Source organism: Campylobacter hyointestinalis subsp. lawsonii (assembly GCF_013372165.1).
Classification (GTDB): Bacteria; Campylobacterota; Campylobacteria; order Campylobacterales; family Campylobacteraceae; genus Campylobacter; species Campylobacter lawsonii.
In genome coordinates this window covers 1,418,725-1,438,261 of sequence record NZ_CP053828.1, presented here as the reverse complement: position 1 = coordinate 1,438,261, position 19,537 = coordinate 1,418,725, and the positions used below count along the sequence as shown (strand labels likewise).

Below are 19,537 nucleotides of genomic sequence, written 5' to 3'. Positions count from 1 at the left end.
TCCTTTTTAAATTTATTTTGCATATGTTAAGAAATGCTCATATTTTGGATTTTTACCCATTACAACGTCAAAATACGCTTGTTGTAATCTTGTGGCTACTTCGCCTCTTTTGCCACTACCGATGATTCTGCTATCTATATTGCTTATCGGAGTGACTTCTGCTGCTGTTCCTGTAAAGAATGCTTCATCTGCATTGTAGGCTTCATCTCTAGTGATACGGTTACGCACGACTTCGTATCCTAGGTCTTTTGCTATGGCTATGACTGTTTTTTGAGTGATGCTCTCTAAGCTTGTATCGTTTGGTGGAGTGATTATAACGCCATCTCTTACTATAAAGAAGCATTCGCCACTGCCCTCAGCGATAAATCCTTGCGGATCAAGAAGTAAAGCTTCATCGCAACCAGCCTCTAAAGCTTCGAAATTTGCCATTTGAGAGTTGAAGTAATTTGCGCTTGCTTTTGCTTTTGCCATCATAGAAAATGGAGCTGGCTTCATCCAAGATGAGATTTTGACTTTGATACCTTTTTCAAGTGCATCTTCGCCCATATAAGCACCCCATTGCCACGCTGCTATAGCGACATTTACAGGGCATCCGATATGACTAACGCCCATTTTACCATACCCTAAAAATACAAGTGGGCGGATATAGACATTATCGGTGTAGGTGTTGCTTTTTAGAAGTTCTACGTGGGCTTTATTTATCTCTTCTTGCGTAAAAGGTATTTTTATCCCACAAGCCTTTGCAGACTCAAAAAGTCTTTTTGTATGTTCGGCGAGTTTAAAGATAGCCAAACCTTTTGGAGTTTGATACGCCCTTACGCCTTCAAATACGGCATTTCCGTAGTGTAGTGAGTGTGACAAAACGTGAACGGTCGCGTCTTTCCAAGCTATTAATTTACCATCAAACCATATATGCTCTGCTTCTGGTAGTGCCATTGTAGCCCCTTTGTGAAAAATTTTTAGGAAATATTTTATCTAAATTTAATTAATATCTTTTGAATTTTGATTTTTTCTTTCAAGTCAGATGAACTTATATGATAAATTTTTTAGGCTAATTTATTATAATACAACGCTTTATTAAAAATATGGCTAAAGTAGATTTTGTAAAAATTGATGAAGCTAGATTTGTAGAAGTTTGTAGGCTTTATTTTATTTGGAAAGACCTAAATAACTCAATTAAACTTCTAGGGGGATTAATGTCCCGTTGATTTTAAGTAAATTTGGAAATTAACACCTAAAGAGTGCTTTAACTTACAAGGTTTTCCAAAGGAATTTAATCTGCCAAATATAGCCGATAGTCATCTGTATAAGCAATCAGGAAATTCGGTTTGTGTAAATGTGATAAAAAGAATAGCACAAAGATTAAATTAATTATAAATAAATCCATAATTTAAATTTAGATATAATTTGCCAAATTTTATTCACAAAGGAAAGATATGCCAATTATAAATATCAAACTAGCTGACCCTATGCCAAGTCGCCAAAAACTCGATGAAATCGCTGTGAAAATCACTGATATTATGGTAAATGATCTAGGCAAAAAGCCTGAGCGTGTGGTTATAAATTTTGATGAGATTAGAAGTGATGCGACGTATTTTGGAGCCAAATCAGTCCAAGCTATAAAGGAGGGCAAATAATGGAGGCTAAAAATCCAAATTTCACTCAAGAGGATTTAGAGCGTAAAGTTACCTTAAAAGCCGGTGATAAGGCGCCTGAATTTGAGCTAGAAAATGCCGATGGGGTTAAAATTTCGCTTAAAGATTTTAAGGGTAAAAATGTGATTTTGTATTTTTATCCAAAGGATAATACCCCAGGTTGCACGACTGAGGCGTGTGAATTTAGCGCTAATTATGATGAGTTTATCGCTAATGATTGCGTGATTGTAGGCATAAGCCCTGATAGCGTCAAATCACACTCAAATTTCATACAAAAACAGAGTCTTAAACACATACTTTTAAGCGATCCAGATAAAGAAGTGGCTAAGGCTTATGGAGTTTGGCAAGTTAGAAAAAACTATGGAAAAGAGTATTTGGGGATAGTTCGCACGACTTTTGTGATAGACAAAGATGGGAAAATCTCAAAAGTCTATAAAAGCGTAAAAGCTGCCGGTCACGCTCTTAAAGTCTTAGCAGATTTAGTAAAATAATTTTAAAAAGATTTAAAGCGCCTTTAAAGTGCTTTAAATCATATGTCATTGCGTAACCAAAACGATTTTTTCACTTTGTTTTTATATTTATTTTCATAGATACTTTTTTATCTTTTTTAGCTCCGTTAGCATCAGTGATATCAAGGACTTCTATCTGACTTTCATCTACACCGCTTTCTAGCAATCTTTTACGTAGATTTTCCACTCTTTTTGCTGCTATATTTAAGATCTTGTTTTCTGAGACTTTTGTCAAATTTATGAGCTTTTCTATGGCAACATCGGCATTTACAAAGTTTTCGTTGTTTATTTTTTGTCTAAAGAGCATTTTTGTAGCATTTTCATAGTTTAGATCTTTAGTATTCATAGCTAGGGCTATCTCTCTTTGTACGGCTCTACTTGCTATGGCGTAAGTGTCTGTTTTAGTGCTGTATGTAGGTGATAAAGTAAATACGATATCTGGTTTTTTCTGAGCGATATCTGCTAATTTTTTGATTTTATTTTCGCTTGTCTCTAGTAAAAATGCACTTCCAGGAGCAAAGTCTATACTGCTAAGCTCATCTACGCTTATGTTAAGTGCGTTTCCTATAAATCTAAACGGGCTAGTAACTATATCGCTAAATAGCTGAAAAATAGCTTTCCATACTATACTTGCATAGCTAAACTCAGGGCTGTTTAGATCGCCATTGATAGGTAGATTGATGTCTATTTGGTTGTTTGAGTCCCTTAGTATGGATATGGCTAACTTTAAAGGAAGACTTACGGCGTCTTTGCTAGGAATTTCGCGTCCTAGAGTAAGGTTATCGAAATTTAGTGAGTTTGAGGCATTTAAAATGGAATTTTTTATCTTATAGTTTAGATTTACGTTTAGTCTGCCATCATCTATCTCATATCCTAAAAATTTGACCGAATATGGCGTAATGTTTTTCAAATTTATATTTTTAAATCGCAATATAAGATCTGTATTAGAAGTAGGGTTAAAAGGCATAGTGGTGACCAAGATCTCGCTAAATCCGTAGTTTGCAACAACTCCGTGAAGTGCGATATTGCTAGTCTTGTTGTTTGATATCTCGTTTATGGTTGTTGAAATTTTAGTTATATTTGTATCAAAAACTATAGGTAAGCTTTCATCTTTAAACTCCAAAGAACCATTTTTTATATTGATGTTTTTTAAATTTATGTTTAAAGCTGGATTATCATTGCTAGTTTGCTTTGCATCTTTTGTTTTGATGAGATTTAAGATATTTAGCTCTTTTTGCTTTGAAATTGCTAATTTAAGATTAGGATTTTCTAGTTTGATATTTGATATAAAAAGGTTGTTTTCTTGGAAATTTATATGCCCCGTAAGGCTTTTGAACGAACCTAAAAGCTCGTTTTTCTCATCATTTATAGAAAAATTATTTATGGCAAGGTCTGCTTTTGTTTTTATAAATTTATCAAAGCTTGTCTTTGCATTTAGGCTTAAATTCGCATTTAAATTTTGCGTGTTTATATGTTCTTTTAAGTATGGTTTGAGAAAATGCAAGTTGTGTAGCCTAAGCTTTAAGTTTGAGTCGAATTTTAACTTGCTAGTATCTATTGAATTACTACTTTTTAGATCCAAAATCTGATCTTTTATGTCTAAATTTAATTCAAACTTATCTTTATTTTGGATATTTTTTGCCGTTATTTCTATATTTTTTAGTCTGTTTTGGCTAAATGGATCGCTTAGGTTTAGTGAGCCGTTTTTTAGAGTGAAATTTTGTATGTTGTAGTCAAATTCTTTACTATTTTTGCTTGTTTTATTGCTACTTTTAGGTATTAAATTTAAAAAAGAATTTATAAGTTTAGGGCCTTTATCGTCTATAAAACTAGCAAAATTTGGCTTTTGAACGCTTATGTTTTTTATAGAAAGATTGTTATCTAAAAAATTTAGATCATCTATGATAAATGATTTAAGTTCTAGATAATTTTTCTCATCTAGATGCGAATTTGCTTCTAAAATGGAGATATTTTTTGTGCTTATAAGTTCGTTTTTTAACTCAAATTTATTTAGATTAAGCTTGCTTATATCTAAATTTAATCCTTGTTTTGCGGCGTTAAAATTTCCTAGCTTTAGTAGATCTAAATTTATATTGGTGCCGAACTTTTGGCTATATGTTATAGTTTGGTTTGTTAAGTTCATATCACCTAGTTTTGCATCAAATTCTTCAAATTTAGTTTTAAATTTAGAAGCTATGATCTCTTTTGCTTGGACTTTTATGTTGAAATCTTCACTGCTATTTTCAAGCTCAAGGCTAAAGTGCGGGACATAAAAAGAGCTAAGAGCAAATTTATTTGTATTTTGAGAGATATTTAAGTCTTTTATGAGTGTATTTACATCTGCTTTTATACTTAAGTTTTCATCAAAAACCAGCTTATAATCTATCTTTGAGCTTAAAGTCGCACTCTCAATGCTAAGAGGCATATCTTGTAAAAATGAGACCCAAATAGGGTTTATATCTAATTCTTTAATTTCTAAAATTCCATCTATTTTCACAGGATTAAAACTAGCATTTGCATCAATAATTATGTGATTTGCCAGGTTTGAATCAGCTAATAGAGAGTGAAATCCTAGCTTTTTATCTTTTGTGGATAAATTTGATAATTTATAGTTCATATTTTGCAAATTAAGCTTAAAACCACTCTTTAGATCTAGATAGTCAAACATTGCGTTTGTTATCTCGAGGTTTTTTATCTTATACTCAAAGTTGAGTTTGTCGCTTTGCGGCTCACTTTTGCTTGTTTGATTAAGATCATTTTGGAGTAAAAATGAAAAATTAAAGGTGTTATTTTCATCTTTTTGGATAAATACTTGAGGATTTTGAAGTTTTAACGTTTTTATATTTATGGTTTTATCAAATAAATTTGATGGTTCAAAATCTACATAAATAGCATCAAATCTAATGATAGGCAATTTTTGCAAAACCTCTACACCGGTGATGTTTGCTTCAAATGTGAAAGGATTTATCTTGATATCTTTTATGGTTAAATTTAGATCTTTTTCAATAGCGATTTTTGTAGCGTAGTGAGCTATAAGTTTTGGGGCTATAAAAAAGCCAAATATCACGTACAAAGTAGCGACAAAGCAGATAATCACTGCAGTTATTTTAGTTTTCATAGACCTCTCCTTTTTAGTGCTTAATTATATAAAAAAATGAGTACAAAATAGATAAATTTAATAAATTTAAAAACCGCATTTTGCTATCATAAAAACAAAAAAGGTTTAAATTTGTTAGTTCATATATGCTGTAGTGTCGATAGCCACTACTTTTTACAAAAGCTTAAAAAAGTATATCCAAATGAGCGAATTATCGGTTATTTTTATGATCCAAACATTCATCCTTATAGCGAGTTTTCGTTGCGTTATAAAGACGTAAAAAGAAGCTGTAAAAAGCTAGGGATTAAGCTTATATGTGGAGACTATGATTATGAAAGTTGGCTTAGTGGCACAAAAGGGCTTGAAAAAGAGCCTGAAAAAGGTAAAAGGTGCGAGTATTGTTTTGATTTTCGTGTAGGAAATTCTGCTAAAATGGCGGTAAATTTAGGCTGTAAAAGGCTTACTACAACGCTTTTGATGAGCCCAAAAAAAGATTTTAATCAGCTAAAAAATGCACTAAACAATGCCATAAAAGATACTAGTTTAGAGCCTGTGGCGGTGGATTTCCGTAAAAATGGCGGGACAATGGAGCAGTTTGATCTGGCTAAAAAAGATAAGCTTTATCATCAAAATTACTGCGGTTGTGTATTTGCTCTAGAAAAACAAAGAGCCAAAGATGAGATCTTAGACGAGCTTTTTGAGCCTTTGGGCGGGCAGGTTCAGTTTGGCTCTATAAAAAGCCGTTTAAAATTATATAAAAAAGTTAGAAAATATGAAAAAAACGGCATAGAATTTGATCTGGTGAGAAAAAAAATACTAAACTATCGTCTTAAATTTGCAAAAGTTTGTGTTGATGGTGTTTTTGTGCCTAGCTATATCCTGTTTTATTCACATTTTGGTAGAAATATGCTTAAATTTACTCTTCATAGCGGTGGTGAGCTGATAAATGTAACAAATGATGGTGCTAAACTCTTAAGTCTTGCTAAGTTTAATGAGCTTGGCGGATTTGGCTATAAAGATGTTTTGGAGCTTATGAAATGTCCGCCTAAATTAGGACGCGAACTAAAAGTAAGAAAACTTATAGAAGTCGGTTTTAGCTTATCTCCTATCATCGTACTTGATGAGATAAGGGCTGGGAAGTTTGAAGTACAAGCTAGTAGTGTTATCTATCCGCAGATCATAGAAAAGGTGAAAATTTAAAAAGGCTTTTAAATTTATATAATCTTATGATTATTAAGATCAAACAGGATTTTATTTAAGCTAATTTTTATTGACAAATAAAAGGTTTTTAGATATAATTCAAACTCTTTTTTATATACATTCCGGATTAGCTCAGCGGTAGAGTAGTCGGCTGTTAACCGATTGGTCGCTGGTTCGAATCCAGCATCCGGAGCCACTATCTATCATCTTTTTTTGATCCCATTATTATTTCAGTTTTTGTTCTAAGCTTTTTATTTATAAATCTTTTCTCTCTATCAATTAGTTTGCTATCTTCATCTTCTTTTAGTGGTTTTGGTTTTTGCACTCTTTGTTTTGATAGTCCAAATAAAATATATACCACAAAAGATATACAAGATATAGACAATATCCACTTTGCAAAAAGTGCGTATCCTATGATATCTTCTTGCTTTGTTAGCTTGAGATATTCTACTACGTCGGTATATATGAATTGTGAAATTAGCACTAAAAATATAAGCATCAAGATCAGTGCAAGTCGTTTTCTAAATTTGTAAATAAACGTCCAAAATATGGCTGATTTTATACCTTTTATCACTTGTTTTTCCTAGACTAGAAAATCAAGTCCTAGTATAGCTAAAGCCGCTACTATGGTTTTGTTTTTTAAACTATCTACTATGCGACTTTTTTCATCTATTAGCATTATCTCAAGCTCATCATCGTTAAAATCATCAAAACTTTTGTGATTCATAGTCAGTTTGGCTTTTAGAGCAAGAACTGCTTTTTCTTGTATCTTTGCATCTACTCTATTTTTAAGTTTGCTACCGCTAAGCTTTGCATAATCAAATGTTTTTTGTAGTTTTGAACTTGCTGCTTTTATAGCTCTGTTTGCTTTTATTTTTTTAGTTATATTCAAAATTCGACCTTTAAATTTTTAAAATTATATTTTAAAAGTGTAAATATTTATAGTTTGGGATAATAATGCTCTGTTTTGGTATGATAAAAATAGATAATAAAAGCAAAATTGCCCCTATAAAAAGGGGCAAAATATTAGTGTAATTTAGACCAAATTTTCTTCTTCCAAAGTAGTGCAAATATACCAAGTATAAAGAAATAACCCATCATATATAGACCAGTTGTTTCACGCTCAGCTTTTTTGCTATCTCCTGCTTTACTCATATAAGCAACTGCTTGATTTTGAGCTTTCTCATTTAGTCCGACACGTGGCATAGAAGTGCCAGGAAGAAGTTTTTGAGTATCGTTTATAAAGTTATGCAAGTAATCAATACTTCTTGAACGGATATACATAGAAAGATCAGGAGGCGTAGTGCCAAGATAGCTTGCTATGCTTTGTTTATTGCCGTTTGCATAAACGCCCTCATATTTCATATCATGACATCTCGCACAAGCATTTACAAATACTTCTTTATCGCTCATCTCTTTTGGAGCTATACTTTTAAAGTAAGCTACTAGGTCAGCAATCTCACTATTTAGATCACCGCCAGCACCCATAAACGCAGTCATAGGAAATGGATTTTCATCGCCGAATTTATGACCGACTTTTAGTGCGGTAACTGGATCTTTGATAAGAGCAGCTAGGAATTTAGAATCATAAAGATATCCAGCAGTGCTAAGATCAGGAGGAGCTACGCCAAAGCTTTCACTAGCGGCTTTTGGATCCATAGGCTCAGGAATATTTGCTGATGCTATGCCATGACATCCTGTACAACCTGCTGCATTTACGAGCTCAGCACCTCTGTTTGCGTCGCCTTTAGCAAGATCTATAGAGTTTATATCAGCCCAAAATGCTGTATATTTGTCCAAAGTAGCTTTGTTTATATCTACTATTTTTTGAGCTGATTTGATAGCTTCTTTATCGCCACTTGCTTGTGCTTCTTGCAAGGTGGCTTGAGAATTTGCCACGTTTGATTTAGCAAGATTTATATCTTCTTTTGCAAAATCAAAATTTGCCGGTTCTACGTGAGGGTTCAAAACTGAATGTGCGTAAGGCTCAACTCCCCAGTATATGACGCCAGTTACTACGAGAACTATGATAAACGCCTTTAATTCTTTCATTTATTCCCCTTTTCTTTCGCGTATTGTAATGATAGGTAACACCACTAATAATAAAGCTAAATAGCTAATAGAAGCATAAAATCCTATCCAAGCATTAAAGCCTGTTGGAGGAAGTTTTCCATATATCGTTAAAACGATTAGATCAATAATAAGTAGCCAAAACCATACAAAAAACGCTGGTCTTTTGTGGGCTGGAGCAACTACATTGCTTCTATCATATAATGGCATAAAGAATAGAGAAATTCCAGCAAATCCCATCGCTAGTGAGCCAAGATCTGCTGCTTTTAATGTTGTAAAACCTAGTGGGATATCAAAGAAAAATCCCCGTAAAATTTCATATTGCCACAAGAAATACCACTCAGGATAGATGTGAGTAGGAGTTTTTGAAGCGTTTGCAGGATCAAAGTTTATAGGATCCATAGCAAAGTTAAAATGGAAAGTTACCAAATAAGTAAAGAAAATCATAAAAAATGATATATACATAAAGTCTTTACTTAAAAATCCAGGCCAAAATGGTATGACTTTTGAATTTTTTGTGTCACCGCTCAAGTATTTTTCAGCCTCAAGCTCAAAGTCTATCTCTTCACCTTCTAGATTATTTACATGAGGAACTCTTAGAGTGTAGAAGTGGATAACTATAACCATGATGATTACTATAGGAAGTAAGCAAACGTGTAACATAAAAAATCTAGTAAGAGTAGGATCGCTAACTGCGTAATCTCCTCTTATCCATTCAACAAGCGCCTCACCAATGACTGGAATACCGCCAAAAAGTTGAGTGATAACTTGTGCTGCCCAGTAGCTCATTTGTCCCCAAGGCAACATATATCCGCTGAATGCTTCAGCTGAAAATATAAGGAAAAGAAGCATACCGCTTACCCATATCATCTCGCGACCTTTTTTGTATGAGCCGTAATAAATTCCTACAAATGCGTGGATATAAAGTATCAAAAATATAACCGAAGCGGCAACTGCGTGCATATGACGCCATAGCCAACCATACTCAACTTCTTTCATAATAGTGTAATTTACGCTATCAAAAGCCAAATTTGCATCTGGTTTATAATACATAACTAGCAAAAGACCAGTTACAAACAAAACTGTAAATAACGTCGTAAGGATAACACCCATTGCCCAAAGGAAATTTATATTTTTTGGGATCCAGTATTGTCCAGCTAAAACATTCCATAACTTAGTGATAGCGATACGTTGCTCAAACCAATCATAAACGCTAGTAGCTTTTGTAATATGTGCCATTTTCTCCCTTTCTCTTAAGCTAAGCCGGCTAGTTTCTTGTATTCAGGACCTTCTTCGCCTAAAACAAGTTTTGTACCGTCGATTCTAAATGGTGGGATATCTAGTGGGCGTGGTGGCGGTCCAAAAGTATTCACTCCACTTGCGTCAAACTCACCTCCGTGACACGCACATTTAAACATATTTTGACTAGCTGACCAGCTAGGGATACAGCCAAGATGTGTGCAAAGTCCGATAGCTACCATATATCTATCGTTACCGATAACTATATCTCTATTTGGATTTGCTTTCATTTCATCATTTTTTTTGATGATGAAAATAGGTTTTTTACGCCATTCTACTTGGCGGAACTCTCCAGCTTGCATAGGGCTTAGATCAACAGTCGTAAATCCTGCTGCCTTTACACTAGGAAGCGGATCCCATGTTTTTTTCATACCAACAAGAGCAAATGCGCCACCCACCGCAGCGACTGCGCCAAATGCCATGCCTATGAAATCACGTCTTTGCTTTTCTACAGACATTTATTTCCTTTCGATTTGATTTATTATTTGTTTTAATCAAATTTGGTTTTAGTCAAGCTCATCACGTAATACTAAATTTAAATAATAGTAATGCAAAATCACCTGATAACTTGTAATTATAGTATTTTAAAATTAAAAAATTATTTAATCTGTTTATTTAAATTTTATATATAGGAGCAAATTCATTGCATATTAATATTATTTAAATTTTTAACGCTCATATAAAAACAAAATTTAAAAGCTAAAATTATCATAATAACGCCCTATTATCAACACTCTAGCGCCATTAAGCCAAAGAAAAACAATAAAAGCACTCATAACTCTCTAGATATAAACGCGTTTATCGCTTATTTTGCCTCGATTTTATGGCTATATGAAGTATATCGATGGCTGCTGGAGTTATACCGCTGATGTTTGAAGCTGCAGCTAGCGTAGGCGGAGTAAATTTATTTAGTTTTTCGACGACTTCATTACTTAGTCCGCTTATGCTTTTAAACTCAAGATCTTTAGGAATTTCAACATTTAAAAGTCCTTTCATCTTTTCTACTTCAAGGCGTTGTTGAGAAATGTAATGGTAGTATTTTGCCTCAGTTAGAATTTGGTTTAGACTATTTTCATCTAAATTTGCAAAAAAATCATCTAGCTTTTTTAACTTTTCTATAGTAAATGTTTTGCGTGCGACTATCTTTTGTAGTGGCATTTTTTCGTTGATATTGTCTTCGTTTAAACTTGCTAAAAACTCTAAATTTTGTTTTGTAGGACTTAGCTCTTTTGTAAGCAAGATTTCCATACCTTTTTTTAAATTTGAACGCAAATTTAACATATCTTCGTAAGCATCTTTTGGTAAAAGCCCTATGTTAAATCCATACTCGCTAAGACGCAAGTTTGCATTATCTTCACGTAAAAGTAAACGATACTCGGCTCTAGATGTAAACATTCTATATGGCTCTTTTGTACCTTTTGTGACTAGATCGTCGATAAGAACGCCTATATAGCTCTCATCACGGCGCAAAACTAGCGGATCTTTTCCTTGCAAACTTAAAGTAGCGTTTATTCCAGCCATTAGCCCTTGAGCCGCGGCTTCTTCGTATCCTGTGGTACCATTTATCTGTCCTGCTAGGTAAAGTCCGCTAACTTTTTTTGTTTCCAAGCTATGTTTAAGCTCTGTAGGCATCACGTAGTCATACTCTATGGCGTATCCGTGGCGAACTATTTTAGCATTTTCAAAGCCCTTAACAGAGTGTAGCATATCTACTTGAGCATCATAAGGCAAACTTGTCGAAAAACCATTTACATAGTACTCTGTAGCTTCTAGAGTCTGAGGTTCGATGAAAAGATGATGGCGATCTCTATCCCCAAAACGATTTATCTTGTCTTCTATGCTAGGACAATATCTAGGACCGATCCCTTCTATCTGACCTGTAAATAGCGGGGCTCTATCAAAATTTGATCTTATGATATCGTGAGTAGTTTCATTTGTATAGGCTATATAACAAGGTAGTTGAGTTGGATTGAAATCTTTTGTACGGAAGCTAAACTGGGCTGGATTTGCGTCGCCTTCTTGAACTTCTAAAACGCTAAAATCTATGCTACTAGCAAGTACTCTAGGGCAAGTGCCGGTTTTTAGTCTGCCCATTTCTAAATTTAAGCCTTTTAGTGAGCTTGAGAGATTTTTACTGCTTAGTTCTCCGACACGTCCGGCTTCAAGTTTGGCTAGTCCTACGTGGATGAGCCCATTTAAAAATGTTCCTGTAGTGATGATGAGTTTTTCTGTTTTGTATCTATTGTCTAAGTGAGTTTTTACGCCTGTGATTTTTCCGTTCTGTGTCAAAATCTCAGTAGCTATCTCTTGAGTGACTTCTAAATTTGGAGTATTTAAAAGTAAATTTCGCATATAAACTCTGTATTTATCCATATCGATTTGAGCTCTACTTCCGCGTACTGCTGGACCTTTGCTCTCATTTAAAAGACGAAATTGAATCCCGCAAGCATCTGTTGTAAGTGCCATTTGACCGCCTAAAGCGTCTATCTCTTTTACTAAGTGACCTTTGGCTAGACCGCCAATTGCTGGGTTACAGCTAGCTGCACCGATTTGCTCTGCAAGTATGGTTATAAGCATTGTTTTAGCGCCCATTCTTGCCGCTGCTAAAGAGGCTTCTATACCGGCGTGTCCTCCGCCCACGACTATCACATCATAATTCATCATTTTAAACCTTGTTGTTTTTTAAGCCAAGGATTGTATCAAATTTAGTGTAAAAAAAGTATAAATTCCATATAATTGCACGATTAAATTTAGGATAAGATAATGTTTAATGGGCTGATTAGAGAGATTGCAAAAGTTAAAAGTTTTGATGGTAAATTTTTAAGTTTGGAAGCTAAATTTAGACCGAGTTTAGGTGACAGCATAGCGATAAATGGAGCTTGTTTGAGTGTCGTTAGCATTCAAAATGATGGTTTTAGCGTAGAGCTTAGTAGCGAAAGTTCTAAGAGTTTAGCCATAGAAAATTATAAAGATAAAGTCCATATAGAGCCTGCGATGAAGATAGGCGATAGGATAGATGGGCATTTGTTGCAAGGTCATATTGACGCTGTAGGTGAGATAATAACTATCAAAAAGTTGCTAAGCGGGACTGATTTTTTTATAAAACTCCCAAAAGATATTATGCATTTAGTGGCAAATAAAGGAAGCATCGCAGTTGATGGTGTGAGTCTTACGATAAATGAAGTTTTTGAAGATAGCATAAGACTTACTATCATACCTATTAGCTTTAGAGATACACTTTTTGGCGAGTTTAAAGTAGGTAGGCGAGTAAATATCGAAACCGACCTTTTGGCTAGATATGTAGAGCGGATTTTGGGTATCAAAAATAGCTACAACAAAAAACTATCGTGGCAAGAAGCGGATTTTTATGCTAGTTTGTATTGAAAATAATGACGTTTTAGCCGGATTTAGCACTAAAAAAGGTGGTGTTTCGAGCGGCGTTTATGAAAGCTTAAATTTAGCTACTCATGTTGGCGATGACAGACAAAACGTACTTGAAAATAGAGAAATTTTAAGGCGTAAAATCGGCGCGAAAAAGCTGATTTTTATGGATCAAATTCACTGCGATGAGATTTTTGAAGTATTAAGTTTAGATGATGAAATTCCGCCTTGCGATGCTCTTATCACTAGTCTAAAAAACGTAGCATTATGCGTCTTGGTGGCTGATTGTTCGCCTGTGCTGATATATGATAAGCTTCAAGGTAAAATAGCTGCTATCCATGCAGGACGCGCTGGAGTAACACTTCAAATAGTTACAAAAACGATCAAAAAAATGGGATCAAAGGCTATAAATTTAAAAGTAGTAGTAGGTGCAAATATAAGCGGGAAATGTTATGATATAGGAAATTTAGATCTAGGGGAGTTTAATAAATTTAAAAATGGAGTTAAATTTGATATGAATGCGGCTTTAAAATGTGAGCTTGATAGTTTGGGTGTGAGAGATTATGAGTTTAGTGATATTTGCACACATTGCGACGAGAGATTTTTTTCATACAGAAGAGATGGTGTGACAGGAAGATTTTGCGGGTTTATCTACCTAAAATAGGTAAATTTAAAAATATAGATTAAAGGAATACAATGCATTATGACGAGTTTAAGCCTAGTGATTTAAATTTGATACTTATAGCTCAAAATGCCAAAAAATTTGGTATCGATTTTATGAGCAATCCACGTACTTTAGAACTATTATTTTCCAAAAAACAGACAAAGATCGCTCAGCCAAATTTAGAAGCTTTATCTCATATATTTGAAGTTTTAGAACGTATCAAACAAAATAGTCAGCTAAGCAATAAACCTTAAATCATATTTAAATTTATAAAAATATAAGCAAAAAAAAGATAAAATCCAGACTTCATTTCACATGTGCTAATCCTTATTTAGTTGTGTCATTTTGACATTAAGGAGCACAGAGGAATAAACTAAAATATTTTCAAAGGAGAACTCATGGTTACTATGAGAGATTTACTAGAGTGTGGTGTGCATTTTGGTCACCAAACAAGACGTTGGAATCCAAAGATGAAAAAATTCATTTTTGGCGAGAGAAAAGGTATCTATATAATAGATTTGCAAAAGACTATTAGATACTTCAGATACACATATAATGTTGTTAGAGACGCTGCGGCTGAGGGTAAAACTATACTATTTGTTGGCACAAAAAAACAAGCTGGTATAGCAGTAAAAGAGTATGCTGAAAAATGCGGAATGCCTTATGTAAATCACAGATGGCTTGGCGGTATGATGACAAATTTTGGAACAATTAAACAATCAATAAGAAAACTTGAAGTTATAGAAGCTATGGAAGAAGATGGCTCTATAAATTTACTTACTAAAAAAGAAGCTTTGATGCTAAGACGCAAAAAAGAGAAGCTTTTAGCAACTTTAGGCGGTATCAGAAATATGAAAAGCTTACCTGATATGATGTTTGTAATTGACACTGTAAAAGAGAAAATAGCAGTTGCTGAGGCAAACAAACTAAGAATGCCAGTAGTTGCTCCTATCGATACAAACTGCGATCCAGACACTATCGACTTCCCGATACCTGGAAATGACGATGCTATAAGAAGCGTTCAGTTATTCTGCCAAGAGATGGCTGAAGCTATCAATGAAGGTAAAGCCTTAAGAGATCAAGACGAAACAGAGCAAGAAATAGCTCTAGTAAGTCAAGAAGAAAAAGATGAAGTCGTGGCTGAGGCTATGAGCGAAGCTGATTTTGAGGAGCAATAATGGAAATAAGCGCAAGTATGGTAAAAGAGCTCCGTGAAAGTACCGGAGCTGGTATGATGGACTGCAAAAAAGCCCTTCAAGAAGCTAATGGTGATATGCAAAAAGCAGTTGATATACTAAGAGAAAAAGGTCTTGGCAAGGCTGCTAAAAAAGCTGATCGCCTAGCGAGTGAAGGTCTTGTAAGCGTAGTTGTAAGTAGTGATAATAAAACAGCTACCATAACTGAGATTAACTCTGAAACTGACTTTGTGGCTAAAAATGCGACTTTTGTAGATCTAGTTAAAAACACAACTTTGCATGTGCAATCAAACTCAATCACTACAATTGATGAGCTAAAAGAGAGTTCTATCAACGGGGTTAAATTTGAAGAGTATTTCCAAAGCCAGATCGCAACTATCGGCGAAAATTTGGTTGTAAGAAGATTTGAAACTATCAAAGCTGGAGCAAATGGCGCAGTTGCCGGATATATTCACTCAAATAGCCGTGTGGGCGTTTTGATAGGTGCTGCTTGTGATTCTGAGGCGACAGCTAGTAAAATCGGCGATTTCCTAAGAAATCTTTGTATGCACGCAGCTGCTATGAAGCCTCAAGTTATAAGCTATAAAGAGTTTGATCCTGAATTTGTAGAAAAAGAGTATCTAGCTCTAAAAGGTGAGCTTGAAAAAGAAAATGAAGAGCTAGTCCGCCTTAAAAAGCCACTTCACAAAATACCTGAATTTGCTAGTAGAGCACAACTAAGCGATGAAGTGATAGCTAAAGCAACTGAAAAATTAAAAGAAGAGCTTAAAAAACAAGGCAAACCTGAAGCTATCTGGGATAAAATCCTTCCAGGACAAATCGATAGATATATAGCAGATAATACTCAACTAGACCAACGCCTTACTCTTTTAGGACAATTTTATGTAATGGACGATAAAAAAACTATCGAACAAGTTATAGCTGAAGAAGCAAAAAAACTTGGCGGTAGCATCGAGATCGTAAGCTATGTAAGATTTGAAGTAGGCGAAGGCTTAGAGAAAAAGAGCGAAGACTTTGCAGCTGAAGTAGCAGCTCAAATGGCTTAATAATGCTAAAAGCGGTAAATTTATCCCATAAATTTGATTATCCGCTTTTTAGTAATCTAAATTTAGATATAAATCCCGCCACTACCACAGCCATAACAGGCGTGAGTGGTAGCGGGAAATCTACTATCTTACATATTCTTTCCACGCTTTTAAAACCTGCTAGTGGCGAAGTTATATACAATGAAAAATCAATTTATAATATAAATGAAAATGAGCTTTTAAAAATCAGGCGTTTAGAATTTGGGATAATATTTCAAGCACACTATCTTTTTAAGGGTTTTAATGCTTACGAAAATATCGAGCTTGCAAACGTACTAAGCGGACACAAGATCAATATAGAGCTTTTAAAAAAGTTAAAAATAGACCACGTCATAAACCAAAAAATCGGCGAACTTAGTGGCGGACAGCAACAAAGAGTTAGCATAGCAAGAGTTATGAGCAAAAAACCGCGTATTATATTTGCAGATGAGCCGACTGGAAATTTAGATAAAAATACGGCAAATGAAGTTATAGACGTGATATTTGACTACGTTAAAAATGAAAATGCTGCGCTTGTGATAGTAACTCACGATGAAGATTTAGCAAGCAAGTGTGATTTTAAATTTAGACTAAGTGAGCAAAAATTAGAGCAATTAAGCTAAATTTATAAAAAATTTAGAGCAAAATTATGGAGTTTGTCAATTTCTTAGGTCAAAATAATGTAGTAACGTTTTTTCTTCTTTTTGTAAGAACTGGTGCATTGATGATATTTTTTCCATTTTTTAGCCATATGCAAATTCCAGTTGTTGTAAAAACCGCTTTAGCTTTTATGCTTACTATTTTTTTATTTCCTTTAGCTAGTTTATCTGTCGATGTTACTAATTTGCAAATAGAATATCTCATATTAGAAACATTTGCTGAGCTTATGTTTGGACTTTGTGCCGGAGTGCTTTTGATGCTTGTTTTTGGAGCTATCCAGCTAGCAGGCGAACAGATATCAATGATAATGGGTTTTTCTATGGCTAGCGTTATAGATCCACAAAGCGGTATGAACTCACCGCTTATCTCAAATATACTAAATTTCATAGTTTTACTTGCATTTTTGCTATTTGATGGACATCATATCATATTGCAATTTATAGCTTATTCGCTAAATTTCATTCCACTTGGTGGATTTTATCCAGATGAAAATATAGTAAGATATACCGCAAAAGGTGTTATGAATCTATTTTTATTTGGTTTTATTATATCGTTTCCTATTTTGGCACTGTCTCTTTTAGCCGATCTTATCTTTGGTATGCTTATGAAAACTATGCCGCAGTTTAACCTTTTAGTCGTAGGTTTCCCTATAAAGATCGCAATAGGATTTGTAGTTTTAGCAGCTATAATCTCTGCTTTAGTAAAACTTTTTACCACTTTAATGATGAGAGTTTTTAATGATTTACCAGGCTTATTTTTTTAAATAAAGCTTTTAATAATGAAAAATAGCGTAAAATACATAAAATTATTGTGTAAGGGGCTAAAATGAAAGTTATTGTAGTAAATGATAATCCAGCTGTTTCTCGTCTTATCAATATAAGTCTTACAAGACTTGGCTATGAATTTAACGAAGTCAAAAATCTAGAAGATATAACTAGTAAGGATAATGAGCTACTAATATGTGATAGCTCTCTTTTTGATAAAGACGTAGATTATAGTTCTTATGCTAAAAATATTTTATATTTGGTTCCTAGAGGTAACAAAATAGATGAAAATGCTCAAATATTGGAAAAACCATTTTTGCCAACGGATTTTATAGAGACTGTAGAAAAAATAATCAGCCCTAAAAATCACGATAAAGCTGAAGATAAAAATAGCGATTTTAACGATCTAGATGCTTATGATAACGTAAAGCTAGGAAATGAATTTGGAGAGTTTGAAGATATTAAAGACGCTGATTTTGAAGATAATCAAGATGAGATAGAAGCTTTAGATGATAGCTTTTTAGATCTTGATGATGACGATAAAGCGACTAATAACGCTTTAACTGATGAAAAATCAGATGAAAAATCAAATGAAAAATCAAATGAAAAATCAAATGAAAAATCAGAACCAGATGAAATACAAAACGATCAAGCTCAAAATACTCAAATACAAATAAAAGAAGACGACAACGCGAAAGATGAGCTAGATGGTGATTTAAATTTAGATGATCTTGAAAGTGAAAAGATAGATGAGAATGGCGAAAAAGATGATGAGTTTATAAAAGAAGATGAGCTTGATGAGCTAAATGATGAAGATGTTAAAGAGAATATCCAAACTAAAAATAGCGACAAAGAGCTTGATGAACTTAGTAGTATGATCGATGAGATAGACCAAATGGATCTAGATGCTAAAGATCTTGATGAAAACGATATAGAAGAGTATAGCGATATAAAAGAGCAAGATGAGCTTACCTTTGAAGATATAGACAGCTTAAAAGAAGATCTTGATTTACAAGATATAGAAGATGAAAAACAAGCTATATCAGATGAAGAAGAACAAGAAAATATAGATGATGATACTCAAAATTTGAAAGATTTAGAAGAAGATATGGAACCAAATGAAAATTTAAAAAATCTTGATGAGATAAAAGAAGATGAGATAAAAGAAGCTTTAGATGAGCCTATCATTGAGACAACGCAAAATCTACCACAGACAAAAGATGTGTTGTCAGGCGAATTAGCACAAAATATAGGAAAAGAGCTAGAAACTCTGCTAAGTAGTGGATCTTTAAAAGAGGTCTTAAAAGGACTAAATATAAAGATAAATATCAGTTTTGAGGAAAAAGAGTGAGCGGACAAATTCTTATCTTAAGTGGTCCTAGTGGAAGTGGAAAAAGTACGCTTTTATCAAGATTGATGAGTGAATTTGATGATATTTATTTTTCCATTTCAAGCACTACTAGAAGTATAAGAGAAGGCGAGATTCCTGGGGTAAGCTATCATTATATCAGCGAAGATGAATTTAAAAGAGGTATAGATGAGGGTAAATTTTTAGAGTGGGCGCAAGTGCATAAGAATTATTATGGAACTAGTCTTGAGCCAGTTGAAGCAGCTCTAAAAGCTGGAAAGATCGTCATCTTTGATATAGACGTGCAAGGTTTTCATCTAGCACAAAAAAAATACGGCGAAATTATAACATCAGTTTTTGTCACTACCAAAAATAGAGACGAACTAAAAAAACGACTAAAACTTAGAGGTACTGATAGCGATGAAGTTATAGAAAATAGGCTTTTTAACGCTGCTACCGAGATGGCTCACATAAGTGAATATGACTACTTAATCATCAATGAAAATTTAGAAAAATCATATCTAGATTTAAGGGCTATTTTTAGCTCTCTTTTAGTAAAAGTCGAAAATTATGCCGTAAATCAAGTGATTGATGATTGGTGCAATCAGTAATTTATCTGTTTGTTAAATT

At 33.9% G+C, this 19,537-nt stretch carries 21 protein-coding genes and 1 tRNA gene; 14 read left to right on the top strand and 8 right to left on the bottom strand.

What is annotated here, in order from left to right; translation table 11 throughout:
* Window positions 1–12 precede the first annotated feature (12 nt).
* Window positions 13–936 carry a branched-chain amino acid transaminase gene (locus CHLWT_RS07410; RefSeq protein ID WP_063997780.1) on the bottom strand — a complete coding sequence of 308 codons (924 nt, stop codon included), beginning with the start codon at window positions 934–936 and terminating at the stop codon, window positions 13–15.
* A gap of 282 nt (window positions 937–1,218) precedes the next feature.
* Between CHLWT_RS07410 and CHLWT_RS09625 the strand changes: the two genes are divergently transcribed.
* From CHLWT_RS09625 to bcp, 3 genes are all read left to right on the top strand, one after another.
* Window positions 1,219–1,371 (top strand): DNA cytosine methyltransferase, encoded by a 153-nt coding sequence (locus CHLWT_RS09625; protein WP_373886159.1) that lies wholly within the window; start codon window positions 1,219–1,221, stop codon window positions 1,369–1,371.
* Between the two features lie 65 nt (window positions 1,372–1,436).
* Window positions 1,437–1,637, top strand: a complete 201-nt coding sequence (locus tag CHLWT_RS07395) for a tautomerase family protein (RefSeq protein ID WP_112000703.1) — start codon at window positions 1,437–1,439, stop codon at window positions 1,635–1,637.
* On the top strand, window positions 1,637–2,146 hold the full coding sequence (bcp, locus tag CHLWT_RS07390; protein ID WP_111996361.1) for a thioredoxin-dependent thiol peroxidase: 510 nt from the start codon (window positions 1,637–1,639) through the stop codon (window positions 2,144–2,146). Before CHLWT_RS07395 ends, bcp begins: the two co-directional genes overlap by 1 nt.
* Window positions 2,147–2,216: 70 nt before the next feature.
* On the opposite strand, the gene CHLWT_RS07385 is transcribed toward bcp, so the two are convergent.
* Window positions 2,217–5,282 (bottom strand): DUF748 domain-containing protein, encoded by a 3,066-nt coding sequence (locus CHLWT_RS07385; protein ID WP_112000704.1) that lies wholly within the window; start codon window positions 5,280–5,282, stop codon window positions 2,217–2,219.
* A gap of 111 nt (window positions 5,283–5,393) precedes the next feature.
* On the opposite strand from CHLWT_RS07385, the gene CHLWT_RS07380 reads away from it, so the two are divergent.
* Together CHLWT_RS07380 and CHLWT_RS07375 are read left to right on the top strand one after the other, a co-directional pair.
* On the top strand, window positions 5,394–6,461 hold the full coding sequence (locus CHLWT_RS07380; protein WP_151062145.1) for an epoxyqueuosine reductase QueH: 1,068 nt from the start codon (window positions 5,394–5,396) through the stop codon (window positions 6,459–6,461).
* A gap of 121 nt (window positions 6,462–6,582) precedes the next feature.
* Window positions 6,583–6,657, top strand: a tRNA-Asn gene (locus CHLWT_RS07375).
* On the opposite strand, the gene CHLWT_RS07370 is transcribed toward CHLWT_RS07375, so the two are convergent.
* From CHLWT_RS07370 to mnmG, 6 genes are all read right to left on the bottom strand, one after another.
* Window positions 6,658–7,035, bottom strand: a complete 378-nt coding sequence (locus CHLWT_RS07370) for a hypothetical protein (RefSeq protein WP_112000742.1) — start codon at window positions 7,033–7,035, stop codon at window positions 6,658–6,660.
* Between the two features lie 9 nt (window positions 7,036–7,044).
* The gene (locus CHLWT_RS07365) at window positions 7,045–7,353 is read right to left on the bottom strand and encodes a hypothetical protein (RefSeq protein ID WP_063997785.1); all 309 of its coding nucleotides are present in this window, start codon (window positions 7,351–7,353) and stop codon (window positions 7,045–7,047) included.
* 134 nt (window positions 7,354–7,487) lie between these two features.
* Window positions 7,488–8,513, bottom strand: coding sequence for a c-type cytochrome (locus tag CHLWT_RS07360; protein ID WP_111949635.1), 1,026 nt, complete (start codon window positions 8,511–8,513; stop codon window positions 7,488–7,490).
* Window positions 8,514–9,770, bottom strand: coding sequence for a cytochrome b (locus CHLWT_RS07355; RefSeq protein ID WP_063997787.1), 1,257 nt, complete (start codon window positions 9,768–9,770; stop codon window positions 8,514–8,516).
* 14 nt (window positions 9,771–9,784) lie between these two features.
* Window positions 9,785–10,288, bottom strand: coding sequence for a ubiquinol-cytochrome c reductase iron-sulfur subunit (gene petA / locus CHLWT_RS07350; protein ID WP_112000741.1), 504 nt, complete (start codon window positions 10,286–10,288; stop codon window positions 9,785–9,787).
* Window positions 10,289–10,628: 340 nt separating this feature from the next.
* The gene (gene mnmG / locus CHLWT_RS07345; protein WP_112000743.1) at window positions 10,629–12,491 is read right to left on the bottom strand and encodes a tRNA uridine-5-carboxymethylaminomethyl(34) synthesis enzyme MnmG; all 1,863 of its coding nucleotides are present in this window, start codon (window positions 12,489–12,491) and stop codon (window positions 10,629–10,631) included.
* Window positions 12,492–12,593: 102 nt separating this feature from the next.
* Between mnmG and CHLWT_RS07340 the strand changes: the two genes are divergently transcribed.
* From CHLWT_RS07340 to gmk, 9 genes are all read left to right on the top strand, one after another.
* Complete coding sequence (locus CHLWT_RS07340; RefSeq protein ID WP_112000740.1) at window positions 12,594–13,214, top strand: riboflavin synthase; 621 nt, start codon at window positions 12,594–12,596, stop codon at window positions 13,212–13,214.
* Window positions 13,198–13,875, top strand: a complete 678-nt coding sequence (pgeF, locus tag CHLWT_RS07335; RefSeq protein WP_063997790.1) for a peptidoglycan editing factor PgeF — start codon at window positions 13,198–13,200, stop codon at window positions 13,873–13,875. The genes CHLWT_RS07340 and pgeF overlap by 17 nt, the downstream gene beginning before the upstream one ends.
* Before the next feature lie 32 nt (window positions 13,876–13,907).
* Complete coding sequence (locus CHLWT_RS07330; protein ID WP_034962401.1) at window positions 13,908–14,129, top strand: hypothetical protein; 222 nt, start codon at window positions 13,908–13,910, stop codon at window positions 14,127–14,129.
* Window positions 14,130–14,273: 144 nt separating this feature from the next.
* On the top strand, window positions 14,274–15,053 hold the full coding sequence (gene rpsB, locus CHLWT_RS07325) for a 30S ribosomal protein S2 (RefSeq protein ID WP_063997792.1): 780 nt from the start codon (window positions 14,274–14,276) through the stop codon (window positions 15,051–15,053).
* Complete coding sequence (gene tsf, locus CHLWT_RS07320) at window positions 15,053–16,117, top strand: translation elongation factor Ts (RefSeq protein ID WP_112000739.1); 1,065 nt, start codon at window positions 15,053–15,055, stop codon at window positions 16,115–16,117. Before rpsB ends, tsf begins: the two co-directional genes overlap by 1 nt.
* 2 nt (window positions 16,118–16,119) lie before the next feature.
* Window positions 16,120–16,758, top strand: a complete 639-nt coding sequence (locus tag CHLWT_RS07315) for an ABC transporter ATP-binding protein (protein ID WP_151062144.1) — start codon at window positions 16,120–16,122, stop codon at window positions 16,756–16,758.
* Between the two features lie 26 nt (window positions 16,759–16,784).
* The gene (gene fliR, locus CHLWT_RS07310) at window positions 16,785–17,558 is read left to right on the top strand and encodes a flagellar biosynthetic protein FliR (RefSeq protein WP_112000583.1); all 774 of its coding nucleotides are present in this window, start codon (window positions 16,785–16,787) and stop codon (window positions 17,556–17,558) included.
* A 62-nt stretch (window positions 17,559–17,620) separates the two neighbouring features.
* Window positions 17,621–18,910, top strand: a complete 1,290-nt coding sequence (locus CHLWT_RS07305) for a putative sodium/potassium/calcium exchanger (RefSeq protein WP_112000582.1) — start codon at window positions 17,621–17,623, stop codon at window positions 18,908–18,910.
* Window positions 18,907–19,518: a guanylate kinase gene (gmk, locus tag CHLWT_RS07300; RefSeq protein WP_112000581.1), complete on the top strand. Its 612-nt coding sequence runs from the start codon at window positions 18,907–18,909 to the stop codon at window positions 19,516–19,518. The genes CHLWT_RS07305 and gmk overlap by 4 nt, the downstream gene beginning before the upstream one ends.
* Window positions 19,519–19,537: the final 19 nt, after the last annotated feature.

Coding starts and splice junctions, on each gene's coding strand:
- CHLWT_RS07360 (WP_111949635.1), bottom strand. CDS start 8,513: ATGAAAGAATTAAAGGCGTTTATCATAGTTCTCGTAGTAACTGGCGTC.
- CHLWT_RS07315 (WP_151062144.1), top strand. CDS start 16,120: ATGCTAAAAGCGGTAAATTTATCCCATAAATTTGATTATCCGCTTTTT.
- CHLWT_RS07410 (WP_063997780.1), bottom strand. CDS start 936: ATGGCACTACCAGAAGCAGAGCATATATGGTTTGATGGTAAATTAATA.
- CHLWT_RS07305 (WP_112000582.1), top strand. CDS start 17,621: ATGAAAGTTATTGTAGTAAATGATAATCCAGCTGTTTCTCGTCTTATC.
- bcp (WP_111996361.1), top strand. CDS start 1,637: ATGGAGGCTAAAAATCCAAATTTCACTCAAGAGGATTTAGAGCGTAAA.
- tsf (WP_112000739.1), top strand. CDS start 15,053: ATGGAAATAAGCGCAAGTATGGTAAAAGAGCTCCGTGAAAGTACCGGA.
- rpsB (WP_063997792.1), top strand. CDS start 14,274: ATGGTTACTATGAGAGATTTACTAGAGTGTGGTGTGCATTTTGGTCAC.
- petA (WP_112000741.1), bottom strand. CDS start 10,288: ATGTCTGTAGAAAAGCAAAGACGTGATTTCATAGGCATGGCATTTGGC.
- CHLWT_RS07355 (WP_063997787.1), bottom strand. CDS start 9,770: ATGGCACATATTACAAAAGCTACTAGCGTTTATGATTGGTTTGAGCAA.
- CHLWT_RS07340 (WP_112000740.1), top strand. CDS start 12,594: ATGTTTAATGGGCTGATTAGAGAGATTGCAAAAGTTAAAAGTTTTGAT.
- mnmG (WP_112000743.1), bottom strand. CDS start 12,491: ATGAATTATGATGTGATAGTCGTGGGCGGAGGACACGCCGGTATAGAA.
- CHLWT_RS07330 (WP_034962401.1), top strand. CDS start 13,908: ATGCATTATGACGAGTTTAAGCCTAGTGATTTAAATTTGATACTTATA.
- fliR (WP_112000583.1), top strand. CDS start 16,785: ATGGAGTTTGTCAATTTCTTAGGTCAAAATAATGTAGTAACGTTTTTT.
- pgeF (WP_063997790.1), top strand. CDS start 13,198: ATGCTAGTTTGTATTGAAAATAATGACGTTTTAGCCGGATTTAGCACT.
- CHLWT_RS07385 (WP_112000704.1), bottom strand. CDS start 5,282: ATGAAAACTAAAATAACTGCAGTGATTATCTGCTTTGTCGCTACTTTG.
- CHLWT_RS07395 (WP_112000703.1), top strand. CDS start 1,437: ATGCCAATTATAAATATCAAACTAGCTGACCCTATGCCAAGTCGCCAA.